This is a genomic window from Flavobacterium sharifuzzamanii (genome assembly GCF_003254585.1).
GTDB classification, from domain to species: Bacteria; Bacteroidota; Bacteroidia; order Flavobacteriales; family Flavobacteriaceae; genus Flavobacterium; species Flavobacterium sharifuzzamanii.
The window spans coordinates 171,807-197,741 of the sequence record NZ_QJGZ01000039.1 but is presented as its reverse complement, the minus strand read 5'-3'; the positions used below and the strand labels follow the sequence as shown (position 1 = coordinate 197,741).

The window sequence follows — 25,935 nt, the reverse complement described above, 5'->3', positions numbered from 1 at the left end:
CCATTCTTAATTGAATGGCTTTTTTTATTTTTATACTATGATAAATGATTCTTTTCTTCAAAAAATTGCCTCTGTTGTAATTCAGGATTATGTTGGAAAACTTTCTGAAATAACCATAATTCTTCCTAATAAAAGAGCAAAGGTTTTCTTGATTGAAGCACTCAAAAATGCAACTTCAAAAACTATAATTGCACCACAGATTACCAGTATAGAAGATTTTGTTCAAGATGTTGCGTCAATTCGTGCTATAGATTCGATCGAACTATTGTTTGAATTCTACGAGGTATACTTATCTATTACAGAAAAAAATAATCAACAGTCATTTGAATTATTTGCAAATTGGGCAAAAACTCTTCTTCAAGATTTTAATGAAATAGACAGATACCTTTTAGACCCTTCACATATTCTGTCTTATTTAAAAGATATTGAAGATATAAAAAGATGGGGACTCGAAGTGGATCAAAAAACGAAACTTCTTGAAAATTACATCGATTTCTGGAAATTACTTCCTGTGTATTATGAGTCATTATATAATCATTTGCTGTTCAAATCGATTGGATATCAAGGGCTGATTTATAGAGAAGCAGTAAATAACTTGAATCATTTTTCAAATACGATTGGAAATCGCACTTTTATTTTTGCAGGATTCAATGCTTTGAATGCCGCCGAAGAAAAAATTGTGCAGCATTTATTGGCGCTAGATCAGGCAAAGATTTATTGGGATGCAGACCAAGCCTTTCTAAATGATCCATATCATGATGCTGGACTGTTTTTAAGACGATTTAAAGAAAGTTGGAAACACTATAAAGGAAATGTTTTTGAATGGATTGTGGATGATTTTTCGCAGTTTAAAAACATTCAGGTGATTGGAACTCCTAAAACAATCGGGCAAGCCAAATTAGCTGGAAGTATTATTGAAAGTTTAATTGATCAAAATCCTGATGCTTCTTTAGATAAAGTTGCAGTTGTGCTTGGTGAAGAAAATTTATTAGTTCCTGTTTTGTATTCTCTTCCTGCGTCAGTTGGTGCTTTGAATATTACAATGGGATATTCGGGAAAGAACAATCCGTCGCAGATTTTTGTTGCTAAATTGTTTAAGATGCATACCAATGCACTTTCTCGTAAAGGGGGCAGTTATGTTTTTTATTATAAAGATGTGCTTGATATTTTAACACATCCATTGGTGGAGCCATATGCAAATGCACAAAGGTTGGTAAGGATTATCAAAGAAAATAACTACACTTTTATTACTCATCATAAAATTTTGGAACTCCATCCTGAGTCTTCGAGTTTTTTTAATTTGCTGTTTGAAAGATGGGAAAATGGTTCAATTGCTGTTCTAAAGAATATTTCTACATTATTAATTACGATTAAAGATCATTTTAGTAATGATAATGAAGAAGAAAAGATTGCAAAAGCATTTGTGTACGGAGTCTTTAAAGTAATTAATAAGCTTATTAATTATTATTCGAAACACCATCATATTGATAATATCGATACGCTTTATTCGATTTATAAACAAATTATAGATTTGGCTGAAGTATCTTTTGAAGGAGAGCCATTGCGTGGTCTTCAGATTATGGGGGTTTTAGAAAGTCGTGTTTTAGATTTTGAAACGGTGATTATAACATCTATGAATGAAGGGAAATTTCCTGCTGGAAAATCTCAGAATTCGTTTATTCCATATGATGTCAAAAGAGAGTTGGGGCTTCCAACATTTAAAGAAAAGGATGCGATTTATACCTATCACTTTTATCATTTGCTTCAGAGAGCTAAAAATATTTATTTGATTTATAATACAGAAAATGACGGATTGGACGCTGGTGAAAGGAGTCGTTTTATTACACAATTGGAAGTTGAGAAAAAATCAAATCATAACATAAGTTTTGATATTTATAATCCGGAATTGCCAAATACGGCTTATGAACCCATTTCTGTTTCTAAATCTGAATTAGTAATGGAAAGATTGAAGGAAATTGCTGTTAACGGCTTTTCACCTTCGGCTTTGACTAGCTATATACGAAATCCGATTGAGTTTTATTTTCAAAAGATATTGCGAATTCGTGAAGTAGAAGAGGTTGAAGAAAATATTGCTTTGAATACATTGGGAACAATTATTCATGAAACCTTAAAAGCGCTCTACGAACCTTTTATAGGGAAATTTATTTCTGAGACAGATCTTCTAAATTGTTTCAAATTGTTGGATGATGAAGTTTTAAAGCAATTTAAGCTTGTTTATAAGGAAGGAGAAATTAAAAAAGGAAGAAATCTTCTGGCCTTTGAAGTGGCAAAACGAAATGTTTCTAATTTCCTGAAAATGGAATTGGAATCAGTAAAGAATAATGAAGCGATTCAGATTATTGCTTTAGAGCAAACTTTTGAGCGTGAGTTTGTTCATCCTAAACTGCCCTTTCCTGTTTTAATTAAAGGAAATGTCGATCGTATAGAACGCCGAGATGGGAAAATTCGAATTATTGATTATAAGACAGGAAAAGTTGAGAAATCTAATGTTGTCTTGAAAACTTGGAACGGATTAACGGAGGAGCGTAAAAATGATAAAATCATTCAGGTTTTGGCTTATGCTTTCATGTTTGAGAAAGAAGCAGGAGGACTTCCGATAGAAGTTGGAATTATTTCATTCAAAAATTTAAAGTCTGGATTTCTACCTTTTGGCTTCAAAGAAGAAAAAGAATTAGATGTTATAGTAACGCCTCAGATATTGAATGCTTATTTAGAAGAAATTGCCAATTTACTGGGAGAAATTTTTGATGTTAATATTCCTTTTGAGGAAAAAATCTAGAAGTATTATCAGGAAATTTCGAAACATATTTGAGTTTTATAAGACGACTTTGATTGTGAATTTAGCGGTCTCTACTTTTGCATTTTTTTTCGGAGGAGTTGGTTATTTTTTGCTAATGATAGTCACAGTAGGTTTTGTCTCAAGTATTGGGTTTAAGGAGACATATCGCCAAAACGAATATTTATTTTATAGAAATAACGGTCTTTCGAAAAGAAGACTTTTGTTTTATAGCTTCTTCTTGAATTTTGTATTCGTGCTTTTGTTTAAGGTTGTGCTAATCTCAATTCAAAAAGTATCTTGAAAAAACATATTCTCGAAATAAGTGGCGTCCAAAAGAGTTTTAATAATAAATTATTGCTTTCGAATATTTATTTAAAATTAGAAACGGGACAAATAATTGGTTTATTTGGAAAAAATGGTTCTGGAAAATCTACTTTATTCAAAATCATAGTCGGAATAACAACAGCTTCAGATAGAAGTATTTTTATCGATGGGATTTCGAAGAATAATTCATTTTCATTGTTAAATGAAATTGGTTATCTGTGTCAAAACCAGTTTATTCCAAGTCATTTTTCAGTTTTCCAAGCTGTTTTGTTGTCGCTCGATAAACAAAAAGCACATGTTATTTGTGAAGACGATTTTTTAAAACCTCTTTTAAATCAAAAAATTAAGAATTTGTCTTTTGGAGAATTAAGATATCTGCAGATTATGTTGGTTCTTTTTAATGATTCAAAATTTTTAGTATTGGATGAGCCATTTAGCGGTTTGTCACCAAAAATGATTGAAATTATATCACTGTTAATTAAAGAAAATTCTCAAGTAAAAGGAATAATTATTACTGATCATAATTATGAAAAAGTGATAGAAATTGCCACAGATTTAAATATGTTGAAAGATGGTAAGTTGCAGATAATCAAGAATGAATGTGAGCTCGTTAAAGAAGGCTATTTGTTAAATTCGGAAAAATTTTAGGTGCTATTAACTGAATATTTTCTTGAAAAAACCTTTTTTAGATTTTTCTTCAGAAACTGTAATATTAATGTGTCCGTTTTCAATGCGAAATCTTCTAAACCTTTCCAATTTTACATTTAAGTCAAAGCGTAATTCGTCAATAGTTTTCATTTTTACATTTTTTTTGCAAAGCTATAGAAAAACTTTAGCGAAATGCAACAATCTGCAAATGTTAATTTTAGAAATGAATTTTATCAAGTAAAGTGTTATGTTTTTAGTGTTATTTGCTTTTTATGTTAATTTTTATTGCATTTCTTTTGCAAAAAAACGGGAATAATTAGCTGATAAATAAAAGTGACTCAGAACGTTATATTCAGATCTTTTTTTAACAAGTGTTTATTGCACAATTACCAATATTAAAATATCTTTGGCGCTCCAAAAACATGACAATACACATGACCGATTTACAAATACTAGTAGAAGAGACTGGCGCAGAATCTGGGCTAAGTTTTAATATTGATGGGATTTTGAACGAGTCTGTTAATTTAGAATACGACGGAAATGTTGCGGCAATGATTGGGATGATTTTAAAGATGTGTCTTGAAATGTCTGAGGATGTTAACAATGGAGATCTTAAACAAGTTATGATCAAAAATAAAGATGGAATTGTCGTGGCAAACAAAAGTCAAGATGATAAGTGCATTGCACTGCTTTCTAAAGATTTGAGTAAAATGGGACTATTGCTAAGAAGAATGGACTCTGTTTTTAATAACTAGTTTAAAAAATAACTATCCCTAAAACGAATCTTGATTTAATAAGAACGATTTCTAAATACAAAAAAGATATTACTTAAAAGTTATAACAATATTTTGCCCCCAAGAATGAGAAAAAGGCTGTTTCAACCCTAGGTTAGAAATGGCCTTTTTCGATTTTAATACTTAGATTTTTATTCAAAGAAATGCAACAAAGCTATTTTTAATTCTTCTTTGTTTTCAATTTGGCTCATGTGTCCGTCCTCAAAAGAAATTAATTCTACAGTTGTATCTTCGATTTGCGAAAGGCTTTCTTCGTAGTTTAAAACAGGATCTTTTTTTCCTAGAATCAATAAAACCGGAAAACGGTTCTCTTTTAAAAGCCATTCTCGATCTTTCCTGATTTTCATGCCCTCCTGAGAAGCAATAATTCCTTGTAAAGGTGTTTTTAAAGCTTCTGTTTTTACTTTTTCTATTTCTTCAGCTAATCGTGTTCGGTTATTTTCGCTGAATAAATTAGCAATTGCTAAACTTACAAAGCTAACGTAGTTTTGTTTTACGGCTTTAATTGCGCGAGTCCTGTTTAGTTTTTTCTCCGCACTGTCTTCTTTTGAAGTTGAATTTAATAAAACTAATTTCTGGATTTTCTTCGGATACAATTCGGCGAAAGCCAAACCAACATAACCACCCATCGAATGTCCAACAATTGTAGCTTTTTCAATTTTTAAATATTCCAAAACTTCATTTACTGCATTGGCATTATCTTCCATTTCGTGAACATAGCCTAATGGTTCAGATTCGCCATGACCTAAAAGATCGATTGTAACAACACGATATTTTTCTGAGAAAAAATCAACATAATCTTTCCACATTTTTTTGTTTTCTAGAAAGCCGTGAAGTAAAACTATTGTGTTTCCAGTTCCAGAATCAGAGTATGATATTTTAGTGTTTTTATATAAAAGAGTTTTCAAAATGAAAGATTTTTTGTTCTGAAGTACAAAGTTAAGAAAGCTGAACTAAAATATCGTGATGTCTTGATTTAATTGGGAAATCTTTAAAATAGCTATAAATTTATTTATAACATTTTGGTTTTGAAATAATAAAAAATGGCTTTCAGAAACGAAAGCCATTTTTTATTAAAACCTATTATCACCATCCAAGAGATTTCCTAACCCGCCAAGAAGACTCCCTTCTTCACGGCTGTTTCCGCCAGATCTTGGTGCCGATGCAATAATACGATCGGCTAATCTAGAGAAAGGAAGCGATTGTATGTAAACCGTTCCTGGACCTTTTAATGTAGCATAAAATAACCCTTCGCCACCGAAAATAGAATTCTTGATTCCGCCTATAAATTCAATATCATAATCTACATCTTTGGTAAAACCAATAATACATCCTGTATCTACTTTTAGGACTTCGCCATGGTCTAATACTTTTTTGGCCATTGTTCCGCCAGAATGTACAAATGCCATTCCGTCTCCTTCAATTTTCTGCATGATAAAACCTTCACCGCCAAATAAACCTCGTCCTAATTTCTGCGAGAATTCTATTCCGACAGAAACGCCTTTGGCAGCACATAAAAATGAACTTTTTTGACAGATAAACTTGCCTTGAAATTCTGTTAAATCAATTGGAAGAATTTTTCCGGGATAAGGCGATGCAAATGAAACTTTGCTTTTAGTATTTCCTTGGTTTAAAAAAGCGGTCATAAACAAACTTTCGCCAGTAAGAACTCTTTTACCAGCATTTAAAAGTTTGCCAAACAAACCTGAGCCTTGTTGTTGAGAACCGTCTCCAAAAATGGTTTCCATTTGGATATTGTTTTCCATCATCATAAAACTGCCAGCTTCGGCAATTACAATTTCTTGTGGATCTAGCTCAATCTCGACATATTGCATTTCCTCTCCAAAAATCTGATAATCTATTTCGTGCGCTTGCATAATTTCTAAATTTTTTGTTTTTAAAATTAGACTAATAATGCTGAAAAATGTTACAGTCTTTAGCGTACTTAAGCTGTTTTTAAGAACATTATACGATTTTGTTATTTTAAATTAGTCTTAATTACGTGTTTAATTGCTTTAAATTCTATATTTTTGCACCGTTATTATATTTTATCAGAATGGCATTAGTTAGTGATTTGACCACCAAAGTATTATTTGAAACCGAAAAAGGATACAGTTATCAATGTGATTTGACCAATAGTATAATTATCAATTTTGTTGATACAGTGTCAAGTTATAAAATTCAGGATTTTTTGATTTTTCAAAGAAAGGTTAATAGCGTTGACATTCTTAACATGCTTTACGACTTATCTGATCAGTCAGATGCACAGTTGATTGAAACCACCAAAAGAAACTTTTCTAGAAATCTTACTATCTGCGAAATAGTGCAGTTAAGGGATTTATTAAACGGAACTAAATTTACTCTTACTTTACATTCGATGCTTTGCAATATGGTAAACGTTGAGCTTATTTAGATTCTTACTTAGATTAAATCCAAATTCTCAGGCAGTTACAGATGCCTGCTTTAATTTTTGTAATTTTACACGTATAAAAATTAAAGGTTATGAAAGATTTACTAAGAACAAGTACTTCATTAGTTGAAGGAATCGAAAATATATTGAACTTACAGGCAAAAATAGAAAGCGATGCTTCTAATAAATATTTAGCTATGGCGGCATGGTTGGATAGAAACGGTTATGCAAATACAGCATCTTATTTGTACAAGCAAGCTGAAGAAGAAAGAGAGCATTTCCTAAAAGTTTTCAAATATATTACAGACATGGGAGGGATTGCAATAACGCCATCTGTTCCAGAAGTACAGCAAGAATTTGCTTCTTTTAGAGAAGTATTTGAAATTGCTTTGCAAAATGAGATTGCAGTTACTCAAGCAATAAATAAAGTAATTGCAAAATGTAGAGCTGAAAATGATTATGCTACTGAAGACTTTATGATGTGGTATGTAGCTGAACAAAGAGAAGAAGAGAAAAACGCAAGAAGAGCTTTAGAACTTTTTGAATTAATCAATGGAAACGAAGCTGACGGTAAATTCCAATTGGATGTTCAGATTTCAAAAATCGGATAAATAAACGATTATAAAATTTAAAAAGGAGCTGTCTCAAAAAGATAGCTCCTTTATTTTTTGCAAGCTTCGGAGAAGCAAAATATTTATAGCAAAGCACAAAAGGTTACAACATAAAGCTCCAGAGGAGCGACATATTTTTTCTACAGCTATAATATATGTCGCTCCTCTGGAGCTCTTTTTCATTTATCTTATTGCAATTCTATAAATATTTCACCCCGCTGGGGTTTTTACAAATGGAATAAATTATGTAAATATTTCGTCTAACAAAAAAGCTGTCCTTTTGAGACAGCTTTTTTTAAATTTTTATGACTTTAAAAATGAATTAATATCCAAGAAATACTTTTCTCTGGCATCAAGCCATCCATAATGTTTAGAATGTTCTAATAAAATCAGTTTCGAATTTGGAAAAGTCTGGTGTGTTAATTCTCCAATTTCATTGCTAATAATATCTTCTTTTCCTTGAATGATTAAAACGGAATTTTTGAAATCTTTCAGTTTAGTTTTACAGTCAAAATTCATTTTTTGCATATCAGACCATAACAAGCCATTAATTGTCGAATTTCCCTGAGTTAATCTTTCGGCAATAATTGGAACAAATTTCTGATCGTAAACATAAGCTGGAGCCATCGCACGTCCGCGTCCTAAACGGGCTTTATGCGAAGTGTCACCTTTTTCTATTTTATCGTTCCAATAATTCATCGAATCTTTTTCAATTTGAGAAAGATTAGATTCAATCAAGTTCGGACCTTTTAATAAAGACAAATCGACACCTCCGGAAGAAGATAAAACCAATTTATTGATGCTATTCGGATAGATTGTTGCATAATATGAACCTAGCATTCCGCCAAAAGAATGCCCAAGAATATTCCATTTTTTAATTTTAAGATGTTTTCTTAAGGATTCAATATCATCGGCCATTATTTTCATAGAAATGGTCTTAGCGTCTAATTTTGAAAGTTTCGATTTTCCAGTTCCTCTTTGGTCGTAAATAATCGTTTGCTGACTTTCGCCTAAAACTTTCGCCATATCTTCAAAACCATTACTGTTCATTCCTGGGCCCCCATTTATAATTAAAAGCGGTTCGCCTTTTCCGAATGTTTTGTAATAGGTTGTACTTCCATCATTATTCAACGCAAAACCCTCTGTCTGAGCAAAAATATTTGACGCAATTAATAAAAAGCCAAGAAGAAAAATCTTTTTCATCAGAATATTATTCATTCATCAACGTTTCGATCTCGTCTGCTTCAACAGGAATGTTTCTCATTAAGTTGAAAGGCTCTCCTTTTTCCTGAACCACAACATTGTCTTCTAAACGGATTCCGAATTTTTCTGCTGGAATGTAAATTCCTGGTTCAACCGTGAAAACCATATTCGCTTTCATTGGTTCGTGAAGCAATCCGTAATCGTGTGTGTCAAGTCCTAAATGGTGAGAAGTTCCATGCATGAAATATTTTTTGTAAGCTGGCCATTCTGGATTTTCGTTTTGAACATCGGCTTTGTCTATTAAACCTAGACCAAGTAATTCAGAAGTCATAATTTTACCCACTTCAACATGATATTGTTTCCAAAGCGTTCCAGGCGTAAGCATTTTTGTCGCTTCGTTTTTTACTCTCAAAACAGCATTATAAACTGCTTTTTGACGATCAGAAAAACGTCCAGAAACTGGAATTGTTCGAGTCATATCACTCGAGTAATTAGCATATTCTGCAGCAACATCAAGTAAAATTAAATCACCTTCTTTACATTGCTGATTGTTTTCGATATAGTGTAAAACATTTGCATTGTTTCCAGAAGCAATAATTGGCGTATAAGCAAAACCTTTAGAACGGTTTCTGATGAATTCGTGAGCCAATTCTGCTTCGATTTCATATTCGGTAACATTTGGTTTTACGAATCCTAATAATCTACGGAAACCTTTTTCTGTAATATCACAAGCGTGCTGAATCAAATCGATTTCTTCGCTTTCTTTTACTGAACGTAATCTTTGTAAAATTGGGTTGCTTTTTGCAACATTGTGCGCTGGATAACGCTCTTTCCACCATTTTACAAAACGAGCTTCACGAGTTTCTGTTTCAACAGTCGCGCGGTAATGTTCGTTTGTGTTGATGTACATCGTATCGGCATACGTCATCATTTCGTTCAAAACTTTATGAAAATCCTGTAACCAATAAACCGTTCTAATTCCAGAAACTTGAAAAGCACGTTCTTTAGTCAATTTTTCACCTTCCCAAACTGCAATGTGATCGTTGGTTTCTCTCAAGAAAAGCATTTCTCTTTGGTGCTCGTAAGGTGCATCTGGAAACAAAAGCAAAACACTTTCTTCCTGATCTACACCGCTCAGGTAAAAAATATCTCTATGCTGCGCAAACGGCAAAGTACTGTCGGCACTAACTGGATAAATGTCATTTGAGTTGAAAACTGCAACCGAATTAGGTTTCATTTCAGCCATGAACTTTCTGCGGTTTTTTACAAAAAGAGCGCTGTTTATTTGATGATATTTCATAATTATTTCGTTTTTGAACTTCGAATTTCAAAATTACTAATTTTTGAATTAGTGGCGTATAGCAGATTTATTAAAGTTTTCTTATTTATTGTTTTTGCCATGAAGGCGCTAGGGCACGAAGTTTTTCATCCTGTTTTGTCTTCCTGAGCGAAGTCGAAGGATCTGCGCAAAGCAGGATTCAAACGTTGAATATGAAAAAATCAGAAAATTTCAATTCAAAGCTTTTGGTTTTTCTTTTCATATCACAAATTCTTTGCGTTTTCATAATTATCTATCATGATTTAAAAATGATTTTTAGAGAATACGGTTTCCCGTAATTAAATTATTTTATAAATAATAATATTTGTAGAAAAAATAAACTAACCTTAAATCTAATGAAAACTAAAATTAATCTATTTGCAATTTTCTTTTTTGCCTCCCTTTTAATGGCATCTTGCGTATCAGAAGCAAGTTTAAGTGCCGATAATACAATTCAATCTTTTAGCATAACAAAAGAAAATATTACAAAAGAGTTTCCAATTGAAGGCAACTCAATAAACGGTATCGTAGAAAGCACATTCGAACTAGAAAATATAAGTTTAGCAATTTCAATTCCTAAAGGTGCAAATATAAACCCAGATCCAGCAACAATTAAGTCTATTAGCGGTCCTCTGACTTTTGTAGTTACGGCAGAAAATGGAGATGTGAAAACTTATTTGGCCGATATAAGAAGAGAGCCAAGCACTGATAATTTTATCTTAGAATTGAATGTGAAAACTCCAAATTTAGTGTTGAGCGCTGATATTAATAATGAAAGAGGATTAGTAACCAAAAGAATTCCTGAAATTAACGATCTTAAAAATTTGGATGTAGAATTAAAGTTTTCAAAACATGCAACTATAACGCCAGATCCTAAAACGATAAAAGACTATTCTGAGCCAGTAAATTTTACTGTTAAATCAGAATCTGGGGCAGAAAAGGTTTATCAAGTAAAATTAGAGTATATGAATAATTATATATCTAGATCATGTTCTGAATCAAATGCATCGAAATGGTTTGGTGGAGATAACAGAACAAATGCTCCAGATATTTTACCTTTCGATAGAAATATTGGAACTGGGCAAACTGTAATAGTTGATAAAAATTTAGTTCCTTCTACTTTTAGAATTCACCTTCAGGAAGGGTTTGTATATTATGAAGGTAGACAAAAATATAATAAACCAGTAACTTTGAAATTAATTGTCAAGGATGCAAATCGTAATATTTTAGCCACTACAACTACAGAGGTTTCTGAGTCTTTTAATGGAGGATTTATTCCGTTTGATCTGCAAGCGCTAAATCTTTATTTAGAAGCTAATAAGAAATATAGTTTTTATTGGTATTTAGTTGACGGAGAAAAATTAGGTATTTATGCAGCTAGTTCAGCTAACACTAAAGCTGGAGATGGATTCTGTTTTACCAGTGGTTATTCTGGAGAGTCTAGAATTAGCAAAAATAATAGCCTCGAAGATGCAAATGTTTGGTTTGACCATGATTGGCATTTTAATATAGAATTGGTAGGAAAAGAATAAATAGAATCTGAAAAAACCGAAGTCAATATAAGACTTCGGTTTTTTTCTTTTAAAAGTTGGAATAACCACAATCTTGTCATTTCGAGGAACGAGAAATCTCCGCAAGTAACTCTATAAAGTTTGGCAATTTTGTAATATACAGATTTATTAATCTCAAAAAAATAGAAATCTCGCATTTCTGAGTTTTGAATGATGTTCCTTTTATTCAAGCTTTCTCATTAGAAAATTTAAGACTTTCTTTTTTAGTAAGATTTGTTTTAGATTATTTGACGCAATATGTAAAGTGAAATGCTATTTTTGCTGACTTTAATATTTAACTCAAAAAAACAATAAAAAAATGAAAATTAGAAATTTACTTGCTTTCTGGGTTTTGATTTTATTTCAAGCTATGAATGCTCAAACCTATGAATTGCACAATTCAATTAATTTTAATAATGTTGATGATGGACGTAATGTGCCAGATGGGATAACTTGGTATAAGAGTGATCCGTTAGGGTATGGAATATATAGAACAGGTGGAGCTTGGATTGCACCAAATTTTCAACAGCTTAAATTATCATTTAATACGGGTATTATTATTGATGGTGGATCCTCATATTTTCGAAGTGGAACTGTTATACAGCCAGAGAATGGTAAAGTTGGTATTGGAAACATTGTACCAAGTGCTAAATTGGAAATTACTGGGAATTCAGCAGTTTATAATGATTTTGCATCTTATTCAGGAAGAACTGAAAATAATATTCTGCCAAATGGCAAAGAGCCTACACTGGTTATTAGTGAAAAAATTTCAGGAACACTTACTCCAATGGGAGGACAAGTGACATATCGTGGAGGATTGAGTTTTGGAAGAGGTGGACCAGGAATTTATTCTGTAAATCCTAATCCAGCTGGAAGCTCTATATATGGAGATCTTCGTTTTCATACCACATTTTGGAATGGTTCAGACTATACTAACTATGATAGAATGGTTATTACTTTAGATGGAAATGTTGGAGTTGGCACAGTCAATCCAGCTTATAAACTTGATGTTTGTGGAACAATTAGAGCAAAAGAGATAAAAGTTGATTTACTAGGAGGTTGTGATTTTGTTTTTGAGGACGATTATAAATTAATGGATTTGAATAAATTGGAAGAATTTGTGACTCAAAATAAGCACCTTCCAGAAATTGCTCCAGCAAAAGAAATGATTGCAAACGGACTTGAAATGAAAGAATTTCAAATGAAACTTTTGCAGAAAATTGAAGAATTAACTTTATATACAATAGAGCAAAACAAGAAATTGGAAAAGCAAAATAAGAAAAGTGAAAAACAAGAACAAGAATTAAAAATACTGAAAACCAAAATAAAAAAAATGGAGTCAGTTAAAAAATAGAATAACTAAAGAAAAACCGAAGTTTTGAAATTTCAAAGCTTCGGTTTTTTTTCAAAATTGTAGTAAACCACAATCTTGTCATTTCGAGGAGCGAGAAATCTCCGCAAGTAACTCTACAAAGATTGGCGATTTTTGTTTCATGCAGATTTACATTTAATTATCTTTTAAACGATTTTGTATATTGGCTAATAATATTCTAAACCTAACAACGGAATGAAAAATCTCCTTATTTTAATATTTATCTCCAATATTTCATTTGCGCAGACTAATGCTTTAAATTTGAAATTTCCAAAAGATCCAAAGATTTCTCAGAAGTTTCAAAATGCAATAGATGAACAAAAAAATCAATTCAATTGGCTTGATGAAAGCAATAAAGAAAAGATCAAAAATTATTCAATGGAATTTATTTTAGATAAAATCAATAATAATCAGGAATATGGGTATTTGTTTGATGCTGAATATTGGATAGCTTTTAATTACGAAAAGATAATTCCACAATTAATAAATCGAATAACAAACAAAAAAGAAGTTGGTCTTGTGAGTAGTGCCGATTTAATCATCTTTGAAAGAATAGAAAGTGGAGATTTAAAAAGTTATGGACATGGGTTTATAGTAAATGATGATTTATTTACAATTGCTGGAAGAGCCAATAGATTATTGACGATTATAACAGGAGAAAATTTTGGCTCAGTTTCGATGAAATCAACTCCAGAAGATTTAAATGTTCTTCAAAAAAAATGGATTGATTGGCTAAAAAATCTTCAATAAAAAAAAACCGAAGCCAATCAAAACTTCGGTTTTTTTCTTTATATAAAAAGAATTTTCTATTTCTTATCAAGTAACTTCTCCAAAAGAGCCACTTTCTCTTTTTCAGCTTGAATTAACTGTTGATAAAGTTTTTTATTCTCTTCGTAAGATTCAATAAGTTTATCAATCGGATTAAAAGTACATCCATGACTTATCACCGAAGAACCAGTATTGTTTTCTATTTCGAAAGTATTCCCAATAATATTAAAAACAGCATCTTCAGAAAAGTTTTTTATTGCTTCAGGTGTAACTCCCAAAGCTTCTGCAACTCTGTTTAATTTTTCATCATCAACGTTTTCACTTCCTTCGAGATTAGAAATAGATTGCTGACTAACACCAAGTGCAATAGCAAGCGCTTCCTGCTTCATATCTCTCAGTTCTCTAATTCGGCTAATGTTTCTGCCGATATGTTTTGGTTTTATTGCTGTGCTCATGATTCAAAGATATTTAAAATTCTTTTACATTTTTGGTTTATGCAGAAAACAAGTTTGCAGTTGCAAGTTCTTTTTTGTGGAGTAAAAATACAATTTTTCTGACTATCGAATTGGTTTTGAATTTAGAATTACGTAATCTTGATATTCAAAAAAATACTTCCAATAATACCAATAAAATGCAGACTTCCAATTTCAAATTAATTACAATAGCCGAAATTAAAGCCAAATATCCTTTTTTAACTGAAGATGAAAAGTTCGATTATTTTGATGAATGGCAAGACGAGGATTTTTTTCTGACAGCAGAAGAAGATGTCAATTTTGAAGGAAGTTTTTATTTAGATCTTTATGAAAATAAAGAGAAAAAATGGTTGGCCAATTTGCTAAATCTTCCGACTAAAAATATTGAAGAAATAAGAATTGAAGGCATTTTTATAAACGGAGATCTTTCTGTAAGCGGTTCAATTATTAATGCCGAAGGCGATTATGGTCCGTATGTTTTCATTAGTGGAAGCGTAAATTGTCAAAGCCTTTTGCTTGGCGGAGCGAATGTTGAAGTAAAGGGAAATATTACAGCAAAAGAAGTTGTGATGACGTATTACAATCATGGAAGTTTCAATTGTTTGGGTTCGATAAATTCTCCGATTTTTATCATTACAGACCACAATACGGCATTTACAGAAAAGAAAATAGACTTGTTTTATTATAATGATAGAGATGAAATTGATCCAAAAAATGAATGCGAATATGACGATGAAACCGACGAAGAAATTATTTCAAACGAACTTAGAAAATTACTCGATAATCCGTTAATTGAAACTTTTGAAGAATTAGAAAGAGATTTGGCAAGAGGCGAATTGGTTTTAAAACAAAACAATCCGCCAGCTAAAACTTACGAATATTGGCGTGATCGTGTTTTGGCAAATTACCGAGATCTTAAACTCGTTCCGAAGCAGTTTAAAACCGAAGAACTTTGCAATCTGGCATTAGATATTACTTTTCATGCTTTGCCATTTATCGATCAGGATTTAATAACTTCTGAGCTCTGCGAAAAATTAGTCAGTAAAGATGGTTTTGCAATTCAGGTAATTCCTGATGAATTTATCACCAAAGAACTTTGTTTTAAAGCGGCAGAAAACGGTGCAATGTTGAGATTAATTCCATCAGAATATTATTCGGAAGATCTGATATTGTTGGTTTTTAAAAACGGAAGGTACGAACCCGATATTAACGATGTTCCTTCTCCGTTTATAACAGAAAATCTCCTTGTAGAATATGTGAAAATTGGAAAAGGATTGTGGCTGGATAAAGCTTGTAAAGCAACTGGAATTGATAAATTACAGGTTTTAAAACAAGTAATCGATTCTGGAATAGAATATTTAGATAATGTTTTTGGAAATCATTTTAGTAAAGAAACCGTTGATTATGCTTTTTCTGTTTATAAAAATGATGAGGGGTGGAATAATTATGTACAAAAGTATAAACAGAAATTTGAACGACTTGGGTTGAATGAATATTTGTAAAATCTGTAAAGTAGATTATGGAGTTAAATGTTAAAATCAGAAAAATACAAAACGGCGACCTAGACTTCGTCTATAAATCAATCTGTGAACTCGAAAATGAAATTCTAGATTTTGAAGTTTTCGAAATGATATTTAATGAAAACATTTCAAATCCAAAAAATCTGTATCTCATTGCTGAAAACGAAAATGAAGGTTTAGGATTTATTAGTTTTCATACCCAAAATTTGCTACATCATTGCGGGTTGGTTGGCGAGATTCAGGAGTTTTTTATTCATCAAAAATTTCGTGGTCAAGGCGTTGGAAGATTATTAATAAATGAAATTTTAGATTTTGCTGAGAAAAATAACTTAAAAAGTATCGAAGTAACCACAAATAAAAAGCGAGTTGAGAATGTAGCAATTTATGAAAATCTCGGTTTTACTTTGAGTCATAATAAGTTTACGATTTATAAATTATAAAAGTTGAGAAAACAAACTATGAATACAAAACAATTTTGCTTGATCGGGTTAGCCTTTTTTCTAGTCAGTTATTTATTTTTTTCTAAACTTTTGCCAAGTTTAAGCGAATCGATAGATTTTGCGCATTGGTTCAATTTAATTGGCGCCTGTTTTTTGCTTTCGTTTAATGATGTATTTCCTAAAACAAAGGCAAATAAAGTAGCTTCAGTTTTGACAGCTTTAGGCGTTATTGCGCATATCGGACTTTGTACAATCGATTTTATCATGTCAAGTTATGGAAATAATGAAATTGCAAAAGAACAGTTAAGTCAGCATATTAATAATTCACCATTGATTTTTTATCCGTTTGTGGCTGTTGGTCCGTCTTTACTTTTTCTTGGTTTGGCTTTGCATGCATTTGCTTTTATAAAAACAGAAACCTTAAAGTCCTTAATGGTAATTGTTGGTTCGGTTGCTGTGGGATTTTCTTTTTTTGCTTTGAAAAATGGAATTTTGATGGTTTTAAGTTGTGCGGTTTTTGTTTTAGGATTGGGATTGCTGCTTTATGTGCCACGATCTTTGTCAAAGTTTTAAACACAATCTTGTCATTCTGAGGAACGAAGAATCACACTAGAGATTCCGCATGCAAAATCGCCAGTCTTTGTCGAGTGCCTAGTGTGATTGCTTCGCCAGTTCGCTATCGCTCGTGTCTTCGTTCCTCAGAATGACAAACTGTGTGTAAAATAAAAAAACCGAAGTAAGATGCTTCGGTTCTTTTTTATTGGAATTTGGTCCCGATAGCTATCGGGAGAAATTTAATTAGTCAATCCATTTGTAATATCTCGCTCCAATCAGAACAGGAATTTCTTTTTCGATTCTATCTAAAACCCATTCGTTTTTAGGAGTTCTTATGCTTTGTTTTTGCTCTTTTTTATGAAGACTTTCGTAAGTATTGAAATCAATTTCTACACTTTCCGCTAAATTTTCAAAAAGTTTCACGTTTTCTAAAGCCGATTTCCATTCTGGCTGAATTGTTCCTTCAAAAACTTTCGATTTTGATCCGCTTCCGTAAGCTAAGAAACCGAATTTAGTTCCTGAAACTTCTTTGTTTGTATCATAAAAATGAGACAAAGTCGACAACAATCCCATAAAAATAGAACCAGTGTAAAGATTTCCTATTAATGAAGATGCCAATTCTGCTGGTTGTAATTTCTCGGTTACAAAACTTCTGTAATCATCAGATTTTGCCACTTCTTTAATTTTTGTCTGATAATCTGCAGGTGCAATATCATCGGCGATAATTTTTTCGGCACTGTCTAAAGCGTAGATTTCAGATAACATTCTTCTTCCTTGAAAAGAATATGGCAAGTGCATTACAATACTATGCCAAGTGTTGTATAAAGTTTCGGTAGTATTTTTTAATTTTTTGAATGAAAAGTAAGCATTGCGCGTACGATCCATATAACATTGATTCGAATACTGTCCGTCAAAAACCGGCTGATCTTTATGGATTTCGATTTCGGCTTCTAAATTGTCAAACCAAGAATCGTTGTTAGTGTTTTTGGTAATTTCTTCCTTAGAAATGGTTCTGTATGGTTTAAAGAAATCAAAAACACCTTTTGTGCTCGTTGCCCAATTATCATCAAAAGCAATGATTTTTGGGTTTGCAGAAATTAACATGGCAACCGCCCCAGCACCTTGAGTATATTCTCCTCCAGAATTTAAGTCATATTTTGCAAAATCAGAAGTAACTACAATTGCTTTTTTAGTCGGATTCAGTTTTACAAAATCTAGACAGTTTTGCATAGCGTCAACTCCGCCAATACAAGCGAAAGTAAAGTCAACAACATCACATTCTGCCAAAGAATCTTCACCAAATTTTTGCTCCATTAAACTAATTAAATAAGAAGCAATTGGTTTTGAGCTGTCAATGCCGCTTTCGGTACCAACATAGATTCGGCTTATTTCTTTTAAATCAATTTTATTATCAATGATAAGCTTGGTTAAAGCATTTGCTCCAAAAACAACTGCGTCCTGGTGAACGTCTGGAAAAGTCATTTTTAGTAATCCAAGACCTTTTTCTAATTTTTCTGGTTCAATATTTCTGGCGATTGCCAAAGTTTTTATGGGTAAATGTATGTTTGCTACATCAAACGAAATAGCATCAATTCCTGTTTTCATTCTTATTTTTTTGAGCCGCTAAAGGTAAAACTATGTTACGGAATGACAATTTTTTACTTAGACAAAATTTCTGCTGAAGAGCACTTTTGAAGAAAATAAATCAAAACTTTGAATAAAATAACAATATGATAAATTTTTGGTAATCTACTTAGAATTGAATTCTCTTGCTATTGGTTAAAAAGCAGTGTTTTGCGGTTTGCTATAGTGAATTATTTTTTAGCAACTTTGTTTCTGTACGTAAAAGTACGTAGAACAAGGCTATTTTAAAATCATTATAAATAAGAGCGAAATGGTTGTAGTTCTTTTGTAATTGAATTATTTTTGTGTAATTTTTTAAAACAAACTACTTAACACTTATGGCACAATCTGCACTATTGAATGCTTCCATCTTAAAGAAAGTAGCTATGGCTCTTTCGGGAATATTCTTAATCACGTTTTTAGCGCTGCATGTTTCCTTAAATTTTATTTCTATTATTAGTGAAGACGTTTTCAATGAAGCTTCTCACTTTATGGGATACAATCCGCTGATTCAGTACGTAATGCAGCCAATTTTGGCAATTGGAGTAATTTTCCACTTCGTAATGGGATTTATTCTTACGGCTCAAAACAGCGCAGCACGACCAATCGCGTACGCTAAATACAACGGAGCTGCGAATGCTTCTTGGAGTTCTAGAAATATGATTATTTCTGGATTGGTTATTTTAGCTTTCTTAGGATTGCACTTTTATGATTTCTGGTTTCCTGAAGTTACCTACAAATATATTGCAGGTACAGCGCCAGATGCTACAAGGTATTATGGTGAGTTAGTTCACAAATTTCACGACCCAATTCGTACAGCTTTATACTGTGTGTCTTTCATCCTTTTAGGATTTCACTTATGGCACGGGTTTGCATCTTCTCTTCAATCTGTAGGGATGCACAACAAATACTCAAGATTTTTATCAAAAGTAGGTTACTGGTTTGCAGTTGTAGTTCCAGCGCTTTTCGTAATTATCGCTTTATTTCATCATTTCAATAATTAATATCAATTATAATGGCATTAGATTCAAAAATTCCAAATGGTCCTATAGCGGACAAATGGACAAATTATAAAGATCATATTAATTTAGTAAACCCTGCTAACAAACGTAATTTAGATATTATCGTAGTTGGTACAGGTTTGGCTGGAGGTTCGGCTGCGGCTACTTTGGCTGAGTTAGGATATAACGTAAAAGCATTCTGTTTCCAAGATTCTCCACGTCGTGCGCACTCTATTGCTGCACAAGGAGGTATCAACGCGGCAAAAAACTATAAAGGTGACGGTGACTCTATTTACAGATTGTTTTATGATACTGTAAAAGGTGGTGATTACCGTGCTCGTGAGGCAAACGTTTATCGTTTGGCTGAAGTTTCAGGTAATATTATCGACCAATGTGTGGCTCAAGGGGTGCCATTAGCTCGTGAATACGGCGGACTTTTAGATAACCGTTCTTTTGGAGGAACTTTGGTTTCTCGTACATTTTACGCACAAGGTCAAACAGGACAACAATTATTGTTAGGAGCTTATTCTGCAATGAACCGTCAAATTGGTCGTGGAAAAATTAAAATGTACAACCGTCACGAAATGCTTGACATTGTAATCGTGAACGGAAAAGCGAGAGGTATTATCGCTCGTGACTTAATCACAGGAAAAATAGAAAGACATTCTGCTCACGCGGTAGTAATTGGTTCTGGAGGATATGGAAACGTATTTTTCCTTTCAACAAATGCTATGGGAAGTAACGCAACAGCAGCTTGGAAAATTCATAAAAAAGGAGCGTTTTTCGCAAATCCTTGCTACACGCAAATTCACCCAACATGTATTCCAGTTTCAGGAGATCACCAGTCTAAATTGACTTTGATGTCTGAGTCTTTGCGTAATGACGGTCGTATTTGGGTGCCTAAAAAATTAGAAGACGCTCAGGCAATCCGTGAAGGAAAGAAAAAAGCAACTGATTTATCTGAAGACGAAAGAGATTATTTCTTAGAAAGAAGATATCCTGCGTTTGGTAACTTAGTGCCTCGTGACGTTGCGTCTCGTGCGGCTAAAGAAAGATGTGATGCTGGTTTTGGAGTTAACAAAACTGGAGAAGCAGTTTACTTAGATTTCGCAGCAGCTATCAAACGTTACGGAACTGAAGATGCTTATGTAAAAGGTTTAGATGATAAAGATGCTGCTTTGGTAACTAGATTAGGAGCTGCAATCGTGAAAAGTAAATACGGAAACTTATTCCAAATGTATTACAAAATCGTTGACGAAGATCCTTATACTACACCAATGATGATTTACCCAGCGGTTCACTACACAATGGGTGGAACTTGGGTTGATTATAACTTAATGACTACAATTCCTGGATGTTTCTCAATTGGAGAGTCTAACTTCTCTGATCACGGAGCAAACAGACTTGGAGCTTCTGCTTTAATGCAAGGTTTAGCTGATGGATATTTCGTATTGCCATACACTATCGGAGATTATTTAGCTCCAGATATTAAAATGGGAGAAATTTCTACAGACTTACCAGAATTCGTTGAAGCTGAAAAAGCGGTTGTAGATCAAATCAATAAATTCATCAATAACAACGGTAAACATTCTGTAGATTATTTCCATAAAAAACTTGGAAAAATTATGTGGAATAAAGTAGGTATGGCTCGTAATGCTAAAGGTTTAACTGAAGCTATCGAAGAAATTGCTGCTTTACGTGAAGAGTTTTATAAAGATGTAAAAGTTCCTGGAGGTGCTTACGAATTTAATCAAGAATTAGAAAAAGCAACTCGTGTTGCCGATTTCTTAGAATTAGGAGAATTGTTCGCGAAAGATGCTTTACACCGTAACGAATCTTGTGGAGGTCACTTCCGTGAGGAGTATCAAACAGAAGAAGGGGAAGCACTTCGTGACGACGAAAACTTTGCATACGTTGCAGCTTGGGAATACAAAGGAAAACCAAGTGATGCAGTATTGCACAAAGAACCTCTTAATTACGAAAACATTAAATTAGTTCAAAGAAGTTATAAATAAGAATTTGGTCGAAAGCCCAAAGTCTTAAAGTCAAAAGGCAAAATGTGCCGAGCGACTTTCGACTTTCGACTTTATGACTTTCAAACGAAAAAGGTATGAAACTTACATTAAAAATATGGCGTCAAAAAAACGCTCAAGATAAAGGAGGGATTGTAGAATATCCTATCGATGGAATCGAACCAGACATGTCTTTCCTTGAAATGTTAGACGTTCTTAACGAAGGTTTAATCAACAAAGGAGAAGAGCCAGTAGCATTTGACCACGATTGTCGTGAGGGAATTTGCGGAATGTGTTCTTTATTCATCAACGGAGAAGCGCACGGACCAGACAGAGGAGTTACAACTTGTCAGTTGCACATGCGTATGTTTAAAGATGGCGATACAATTTTTATCGAGCCATTTAGAGCAAAAGCTTTCCCTGTAATTAAAGATTTAGTAGTTGACAGAAGTTCTTTTGATAGAATTCAGCACGCTGGAGGATTTATCTCTGTAAATACTTCAGGAAATACAATCGACGCGAATACTATTCCAGTTCCAAAAGACGATGCAGACAAATCATTCGACGCTGCAGCTTGTATTGGTTGTGGAGCTTGTGTTGCAACTTGTAAAAACTCTTCAGCAATGTTATTCGTTGCTGCAAAAGTTTCTCAATATGCACTATTGCCACAAGGTAAAGTTGAAGCAACAGATCGTGTTTTACACATGGTTCACCAAATGGATTTAGAAGGTTTCGGTAACTGTACAAATACAGGAGCTTGTGAAATCGAATGTCCAAAAGGAATTTCGCTTGAAAATATCGCACGTATGAACCGTGAGTATTTAGCAGCAAGCTTAAAAGGATAATACACAATTTAGTATATATTTAGAAAACGCTTCCGTTACGACGGAAGCGTTTTTTTTGTTTTCTATCAATTTATTCTGTAATTGGGTTAATATCTATATAAGTTCTCGATTTATTGTATAAAAGGGTTTGAGATAAGTGATTTTTGGCTTTTGGAGTAAAAGTGTTCCTGTTGAGTTTTAAATTGATGTAATGCGCTAATTTGATTTTTTGTTTCGATGAATTGTTTGTTGAAATGTTTATTTTTGTAAGAAGAAAAAAATAATTGGCATGAGCACTGAAAATGAAGTTTTAAATTACAGCAAAGAAGAACGTAAAAATCATATCCTAAAAGAGATCAACTTGCATACGCGCGTGAGTTTTGAAACTCTTTCGGCAAAACTTGGTGTTTCTGAGGATACCGTTCGACGTGATATAAACGAACTTGATGCCGAAGCACTTATAATTAAAGTAAAAGGTGGTGCTATGACCAAAGGTTATCACTATTCTTCATTGAATCAGACTTATGCAGTAGAAGCGAAACAAGTTATTGCGCAAAAAGCAGTAGATCTTCTTCATGATGGAATGGTTTTAATTGTTGACGGAGGAACTACCATTCGTGAATTTATCCGTTTAATACCAAACGATCTTAATCTGACTGTTTTTACTATTACTGCTTTAACGGCTGTTCAGCTTTTAGATAAACCTAATATTAAAACCATTATGATTGGCGGAAGTATTTCTTCTTACAGCCAAATGTGTGTGAGCGGAGAAGCTTTTCAGCAATTAGCGAGCATAAAAGCAGACCTTTTGGTTTTAGGAACAAATGCTCTTGATGTTGAGGGAGGTTATTCAGATTCTGACTGGGAAACCGTTCAGGTGAAAAAAGCCATGATTAATGCTTCTAGAAAAACAGCGGTTTTAACCATTACTGAAAAATTAAATACGGTTCTTAAAATGAAAATTGCCAATTTATCTGAGGTAAATTATGTAATCACAGAAGTAGAGCCGAATCATGAAAAACTGCAGGCTTATAAAAGTGCCGTTCCGAGTCTTATTGTCGTATAATTTTAAGGTGTTTTTGACTTTCATACCATTATAAAAATGAAAATTGCTTTAATCCAAACCGATCTTTTTTGGCAGAATGCCAGTAAAAATAGAGAAAACTTCGATTCAAAAATTAATGAGATTGATTCGAACGTAGATTTGATTGTACTTCCAGAAATGTTTTCAACTGGATTTACAATGAATGCTTCTGAAGTTGCTGAAACTATGCAAGGCGAAACAATTGGTTGGATGAAGTTTAAAGCAAAACAAAAAAATACAGCAATTACAGGAAGTGTAGTCATTGCAGAAAATGGAAAGTATTATAATCGAATGATTTTTGTTTTTCCGTCTGGCGAAGTTCAATATTACGATAAACGTCATTCATTTTCTCTTGCAGGCGAAGATAAAGTGTATACGCGCGGAAATCAAAAAGTAATTGTAGATTATCTAGATTGGAAAATATGTCTTCAGATTTGTTACGATTTGAGGTTTCCTGTTTTTGTGAGAAATGCAGAAAATTACGACCTTATTTTGTATGTGGCCAATTGGCCAAAAGTACGCACCAATGGTTGGGATGCTTTGCTAAAAGCACGAGCAATAGAAAATCTTTCTTATGTAATTGGAGTAAATAGAATAGGGAAGGATGCTCATAATTTTGAACATATTGGTCATTCGCAGGCAATAGATTTTTTAGGCAATTATATTTTAGAGCCACAAGAAAAAAATGGTGTCTTTGTCATAGAATTAGACAAAAACACCATGTATGAAACGCGTAAAAAATTAGACTTTTTAAGCGATAAAGATCAGTTCGAAATTAGGCTTTAGAAAGCTTTTCGTTTCTTTTCGGCTTCTTTTCTCTTTTTATCGTCTTGTTTTTTCTCGACTTCTGGATTAAACGGAATGCTTAGGTCAATGGTTTCGATTCGATCCCAATTGGCACGGACATCAAATTCTTCTTGGTTGTAAAATACTTCTTCAGAATATCTCTTTTCTAAGAAACTACCAGTGTCGTATTGTTTGTTTTTATTGTCGTCATAAATAATGCGAACAGTAAAAACATCAGGTTGCAATAAATTGAATTCTAGAGTAGTTGTGCCTTCAGAATATCCTTCGGCTAAAACAACATCTCCTTTCTTATTGGTCAATTCGACAATGATAGGAAAACGTTTTACATTTTTTAGGTTCAGTGTAATATTTCCGTAATCGGCATATTCTTTAGTGGCGAGTTTGTATGATAAAGTATCGTTTGCTTTTTCGTAAAAATCGGTCAAAGCGCCTGGTAAGAAAGTAAAACTATATTTATCTAAAGGTTCTTTTTTGAAATCAATATATAGTTTTTGGTCAAATTCGTCATATTCTGTAGTGTAAGGAACGGCAACAGAATCTTTATTAACCAATCTGATTTTAGATTTGTCAAACTTTACTAAAGGAGTTTCGCTCTCTAATGTAAAACGCTCTCTAAAATTAAGCTGGCCATTTTGTACTGCTTTAATGTTTAAAGTGTCCTTTTTTAGAGCTTTAATTTTGAAAGAAAACTTTTTGTTATAGCTTCCTTTTTCGACTTCCATTGATAACGAGTCGGCTTTAACAGGTTTATACCAAACTTGAAGCGAATCTTTTTTAGGAAATTGAGTTACAATAGTTTCTAAAACTTCATTGCCATTTTTTAGTGTAATTTTTGGTTTTGAATTCTTGAAATTCTGTTTCCCTTCATACGGAAGATACAAACGGTTTCCAGAAGCCTGAATTGGTTTGAAAGTTTTTAGCGGAAGCGTTTCTTTAAACAATTCTAACTCGTAAACAGTATCTGTTGGAATTGTGATATAGCTTTTTAAAAATCCGATTTTGTCATCTTTTGGATTAAATTTATTGTTTGATCCTTTGTCTTTTAAAGCAACCAAAAGATATTTTCCTTCTTTTAAATTTTCAAACTGAAAAGTTCGCATACTATCCAAAGTGTTGGTAATATATCGCGGAAACTCTTTGTAAATGGTAGAATCTTTAAATTTATCATTTACTTCGTACAGCATTACAGAAACAAAATTGTCAACATATTTTCCGTAAGAATCTTTTATTCTTCCGCTCAATTTAAGCGAATCAATATAAGCTCCTGTAGAAAACACATATTTAAATTGATTTAAAGCATTTCCTTCGTTATTATCCTGAATTGCTTGCCCGAAATTTAAACTGTAAGTAGTGTTTGGCTGTAAAGTATCTCGAATTTCAATCTTTATAAATTTACTAACACTCTGAGGTGTGATTAATGGCTCGTTTTTAAACGGAGGAGAAATGATTAATTGTTTATTGGTGTTTTTCAGTTTGATATATTCGTCAAAATTCAAAGTGATGGTCTTCCCTTTGAAATTTGTACTGTAGTTTTCAGGAAAACTCGAAATTAAAACAGGAGCAAGTGTGTCTTTTAAACCGCCGGTAATGCTGCCTCTTTTGGCACAGCTTATCATTGATATTAAAATTATAAATGCAATATATTTAAGGGTGTTTTTCAACATAACGGTTTTTCAATTTGATTGCACAAAATAACGATTATATTTGCTTTAATTGAAATTTTTTATCCATTTATTAGGATTTGCAGTTTTTGTGAATCTTTTAAAATTTTAGTGTTTTCAATATTTTAAAATGACAT

Annotated in this window: 24 protein-coding genes; 16 read left to right on the top strand and 8 right to left on the bottom strand. The window is 32.7% G+C overall.

Annotation, left to right across the window (positions count from 1 at the left end):
• Positions 1-37 precede the first annotated feature (37 nt).
• Together DMA14_RS13725 and DMA14_RS13715 are read left to right on the top strand one after the other, a co-directional pair.
• Positions 38-2,800, top strand: coding sequence for a PD-(D/E)XK nuclease family protein (locus DMA14_RS13725; protein WP_111425189.1), 2,763 nt, complete (start codon positions 38-40; stop codon positions 2,798-2,800).
• Between the two features lie 297 nt (positions 2,801-3,097).
• Positions 3,098-3,772 carry an ATP-binding cassette domain-containing protein gene (locus DMA14_RS13715; RefSeq protein ID WP_111425187.1) on the top strand — a complete coding sequence of 225 codons (675 nt, stop codon included), beginning with the start codon at positions 3,098-3,100 and terminating at the stop codon, positions 3,770-3,772.
• A gap of 6 nt (positions 3,773-3,778) precedes the next feature.
• Here DMA14_RS13715 and DMA14_RS22745 read toward each other — a convergent pair whose 3' ends face one another.
• On the bottom strand, positions 3,779-3,922 hold the full coding sequence (locus DMA14_RS22745; RefSeq protein WP_157957707.1) for a hypothetical protein: 144 nt from the start codon (positions 3,920-3,922) through the stop codon (positions 3,779-3,781).
• 272 nt (positions 3,923-4,194) lie between these two features.
• On the opposite strand from DMA14_RS22745, the gene DMA14_RS13710 reads away from it, so the two are divergent.
• Complete coding sequence (locus DMA14_RS13710) at positions 4,195-4,527, top strand: roadblock/LC7 domain-containing protein (RefSeq protein ID WP_238989974.1); 333 nt, start codon at positions 4,195-4,197, stop codon at positions 4,525-4,527.
• A gap of 170 nt (positions 4,528-4,697) precedes the next feature.
• Here DMA14_RS13710 and DMA14_RS13705 read toward each other — a convergent pair whose 3' ends face one another.
• Positions 4,698-5,474, bottom strand: a complete 777-nt coding sequence (locus tag DMA14_RS13705; protein WP_111425185.1) for an alpha/beta fold hydrolase — start codon at positions 5,472-5,474, stop codon at positions 4,698-4,700.
• Between the two features lie 165 nt (positions 5,475-5,639).
• A complete protein-coding gene (locus DMA14_RS13700) occupies positions 5,640-6,443 on the bottom strand; it encodes a TIGR00266 family protein (protein WP_111425184.1) in 804 nt (267 codons plus the stop codon).
• A gap of 179 nt (positions 6,444-6,622) precedes the next feature.
• On the opposite strand from DMA14_RS13700, the gene DMA14_RS13695 reads away from it, so the two are divergent.
• Positions 6,623-6,979 carry a hypothetical protein gene (locus DMA14_RS13695; RefSeq protein ID WP_089057086.1) on the top strand — a complete coding sequence of 119 codons (357 nt, stop codon included), beginning with the start codon at positions 6,623-6,625 and terminating at the stop codon, positions 6,977-6,979.
• Between the two features lie 89 nt (positions 6,980-7,068).
• Positions 7,069-7,587: a ferritin gene (locus DMA14_RS13690; RefSeq protein ID WP_111425183.1), complete on the top strand. Its 519-nt coding sequence runs from the start codon at positions 7,069-7,071 to the stop codon at positions 7,585-7,587.
• Between the two features lie 303 nt (positions 7,588-7,890).
• Here DMA14_RS13690 and DMA14_RS13685 read toward each other — a convergent pair whose 3' ends face one another.
• On the bottom strand, positions 7,891-8,805 hold the full coding sequence (locus DMA14_RS13685; RefSeq protein WP_111425182.1) for an alpha/beta fold hydrolase: 915 nt from the start codon (positions 8,803-8,805) through the stop codon (positions 7,891-7,893).
• Positions 8,798-10,090, bottom strand: coding sequence for an aminopeptidase P family protein (locus DMA14_RS13680; protein WP_111425181.1), 1,293 nt, complete (start codon positions 10,088-10,090; stop codon positions 8,798-8,800). The genes DMA14_RS13685 and DMA14_RS13680 overlap by 8 nt, the downstream gene beginning before the upstream one ends.
• A 374-nt stretch (positions 10,091-10,464) precedes the next feature.
• Between DMA14_RS13680 and DMA14_RS13675 the strand changes: the two genes are divergently transcribed.
• The 3 genes from DMA14_RS13675 (at position 10,465) to DMA14_RS13665 (ending at position 13,780) form a co-directional block, all read left to right on the top strand.
• Complete coding sequence (locus DMA14_RS13675; protein ID WP_111425180.1) at positions 10,465-11,640, top strand: DUF5018 domain-containing protein; 1,176 nt, start codon at positions 10,465-10,467, stop codon at positions 11,638-11,640.
• A gap of 337 nt (positions 11,641-11,977) precedes the next feature.
• On the top strand, positions 11,978-13,012 hold the full coding sequence (locus DMA14_RS13670; protein WP_111425179.1) for a hypothetical protein: 1,035 nt from the start codon (positions 11,978-11,980) through the stop codon (positions 13,010-13,012).
• 213 nt (positions 13,013-13,225) lie between these two features.
• On the top strand, positions 13,226-13,780 hold the full coding sequence (locus tag DMA14_RS13665; protein WP_111425178.1) for a hypothetical protein: 555 nt from the start codon (positions 13,226-13,228) through the stop codon (positions 13,778-13,780).
• 56 nt (positions 13,781-13,836) lie between these two features.
• On the opposite strand, the gene DMA14_RS13660 is transcribed toward DMA14_RS13665, so the two are convergent.
• Positions 13,837-14,253, bottom strand: a complete 417-nt coding sequence (locus DMA14_RS13660; RefSeq protein ID WP_111425177.1) for a helix-turn-helix domain-containing protein — start codon at positions 14,251-14,253, stop codon at positions 13,837-13,839.
• Positions 14,254-14,285: 32 nt separating this feature from the next.
• Here DMA14_RS13660 and DMA14_RS13655 point away from each other — a divergent pair, with 32 nt between their 5' ends.
• From DMA14_RS13655 to DMA14_RS13645, 3 genes are all read left to right on the top strand, one after another.
• The gene (locus tag DMA14_RS13655) at positions 14,286-15,773 is read left to right on the top strand and encodes a bactofilin family protein (RefSeq protein WP_238989973.1); all 1,488 of its coding nucleotides are present in this window, start codon (positions 14,286-14,288) and stop codon (positions 15,771-15,773) included.
• A 17-nt stretch (positions 15,774-15,790) separates the two neighbouring features.
• A complete protein-coding gene (locus DMA14_RS13650) occupies positions 15,791-16,231 on the top strand; it encodes a GNAT family N-acetyltransferase (RefSeq protein ID WP_111425176.1) in 441 nt (146 codons plus the stop codon).
• Positions 16,232-16,321: 90 nt separating this feature from the next.
• Entirely contained in the window at positions 16,322-16,804 is a 483-nt protein-coding gene (locus DMA14_RS13645) for a hypothetical protein (RefSeq protein WP_238989971.1), read from the top strand.
• Between the two features lie 225 nt (positions 16,805-17,029).
• Here the strand turns inward: DMA14_RS13645 and DMA14_RS13640 are convergent, their stop codons facing one another.
• A complete protein-coding gene (locus DMA14_RS13640) occupies positions 17,030-18,391 on the bottom strand; it encodes a hydroxymethylglutaryl-CoA synthase family protein (protein WP_111425174.1) in 1,362 nt (453 codons plus the stop codon).
• Positions 18,392-18,747: 356 nt separating this feature from the next.
• On the opposite strand from DMA14_RS13640, the gene DMA14_RS13635 reads away from it, so the two are divergent.
• The 5 genes from DMA14_RS13635 to DMA14_RS13615 all read left to right on the top strand — a co-directional run bounded on the left by DMA14_RS13635 (position 18,748) and on the right by DMA14_RS13615 (position 24,116).
• Positions 18,748-19,413, top strand: coding sequence for a succinate dehydrogenase cytochrome b subunit (locus DMA14_RS13635; protein ID WP_111425173.1), 666 nt, complete (start codon positions 18,748-18,750; stop codon positions 19,411-19,413).
• 11 nt (positions 19,414-19,424) lie between these two features.
• Positions 19,425-21,425, top strand: a complete 2,001-nt coding sequence (locus tag DMA14_RS13630) for a fumarate reductase/succinate dehydrogenase flavoprotein subunit (protein ID WP_111425172.1) — start codon at positions 19,425-19,427, stop codon at positions 21,423-21,425.
• A gap of 95 nt (positions 21,426-21,520) precedes the next feature.
• Positions 21,521-22,267, top strand: a complete 747-nt coding sequence (locus tag DMA14_RS13625; protein ID WP_111365707.1) for a succinate dehydrogenase/fumarate reductase iron-sulfur subunit — start codon at positions 21,521-21,523, stop codon at positions 22,265-22,267.
• A 268-nt stretch (positions 22,268-22,535) separates the two neighbouring features.
• Complete coding sequence (locus DMA14_RS13620) at positions 22,536-23,312, top strand: DeoR/GlpR family DNA-binding transcription regulator (RefSeq protein ID WP_111377477.1); 777 nt, start codon at positions 22,536-22,538, stop codon at positions 23,310-23,312.
• 36 nt (positions 23,313-23,348) lie between these two features.
• Entirely contained in the window at positions 23,349-24,116 is a 768-nt protein-coding gene (locus DMA14_RS13615) for a nitrilase family protein (RefSeq protein WP_111425171.1), read from the top strand.
• Here the strand turns inward: DMA14_RS13615 and DMA14_RS13610 are convergent.
• Positions 24,113-25,801: an Ig-like domain-containing protein gene (locus DMA14_RS13610; RefSeq protein WP_111425170.1), complete on the bottom strand. Its 1,689-nt coding sequence runs from the start codon at positions 25,799-25,801 to the stop codon at positions 24,113-24,115. The genes DMA14_RS13615 and DMA14_RS13610 overlap by 4 nt on opposite strands.
• Positions 25,802-25,935 lie beyond the last annotated feature (134 nt).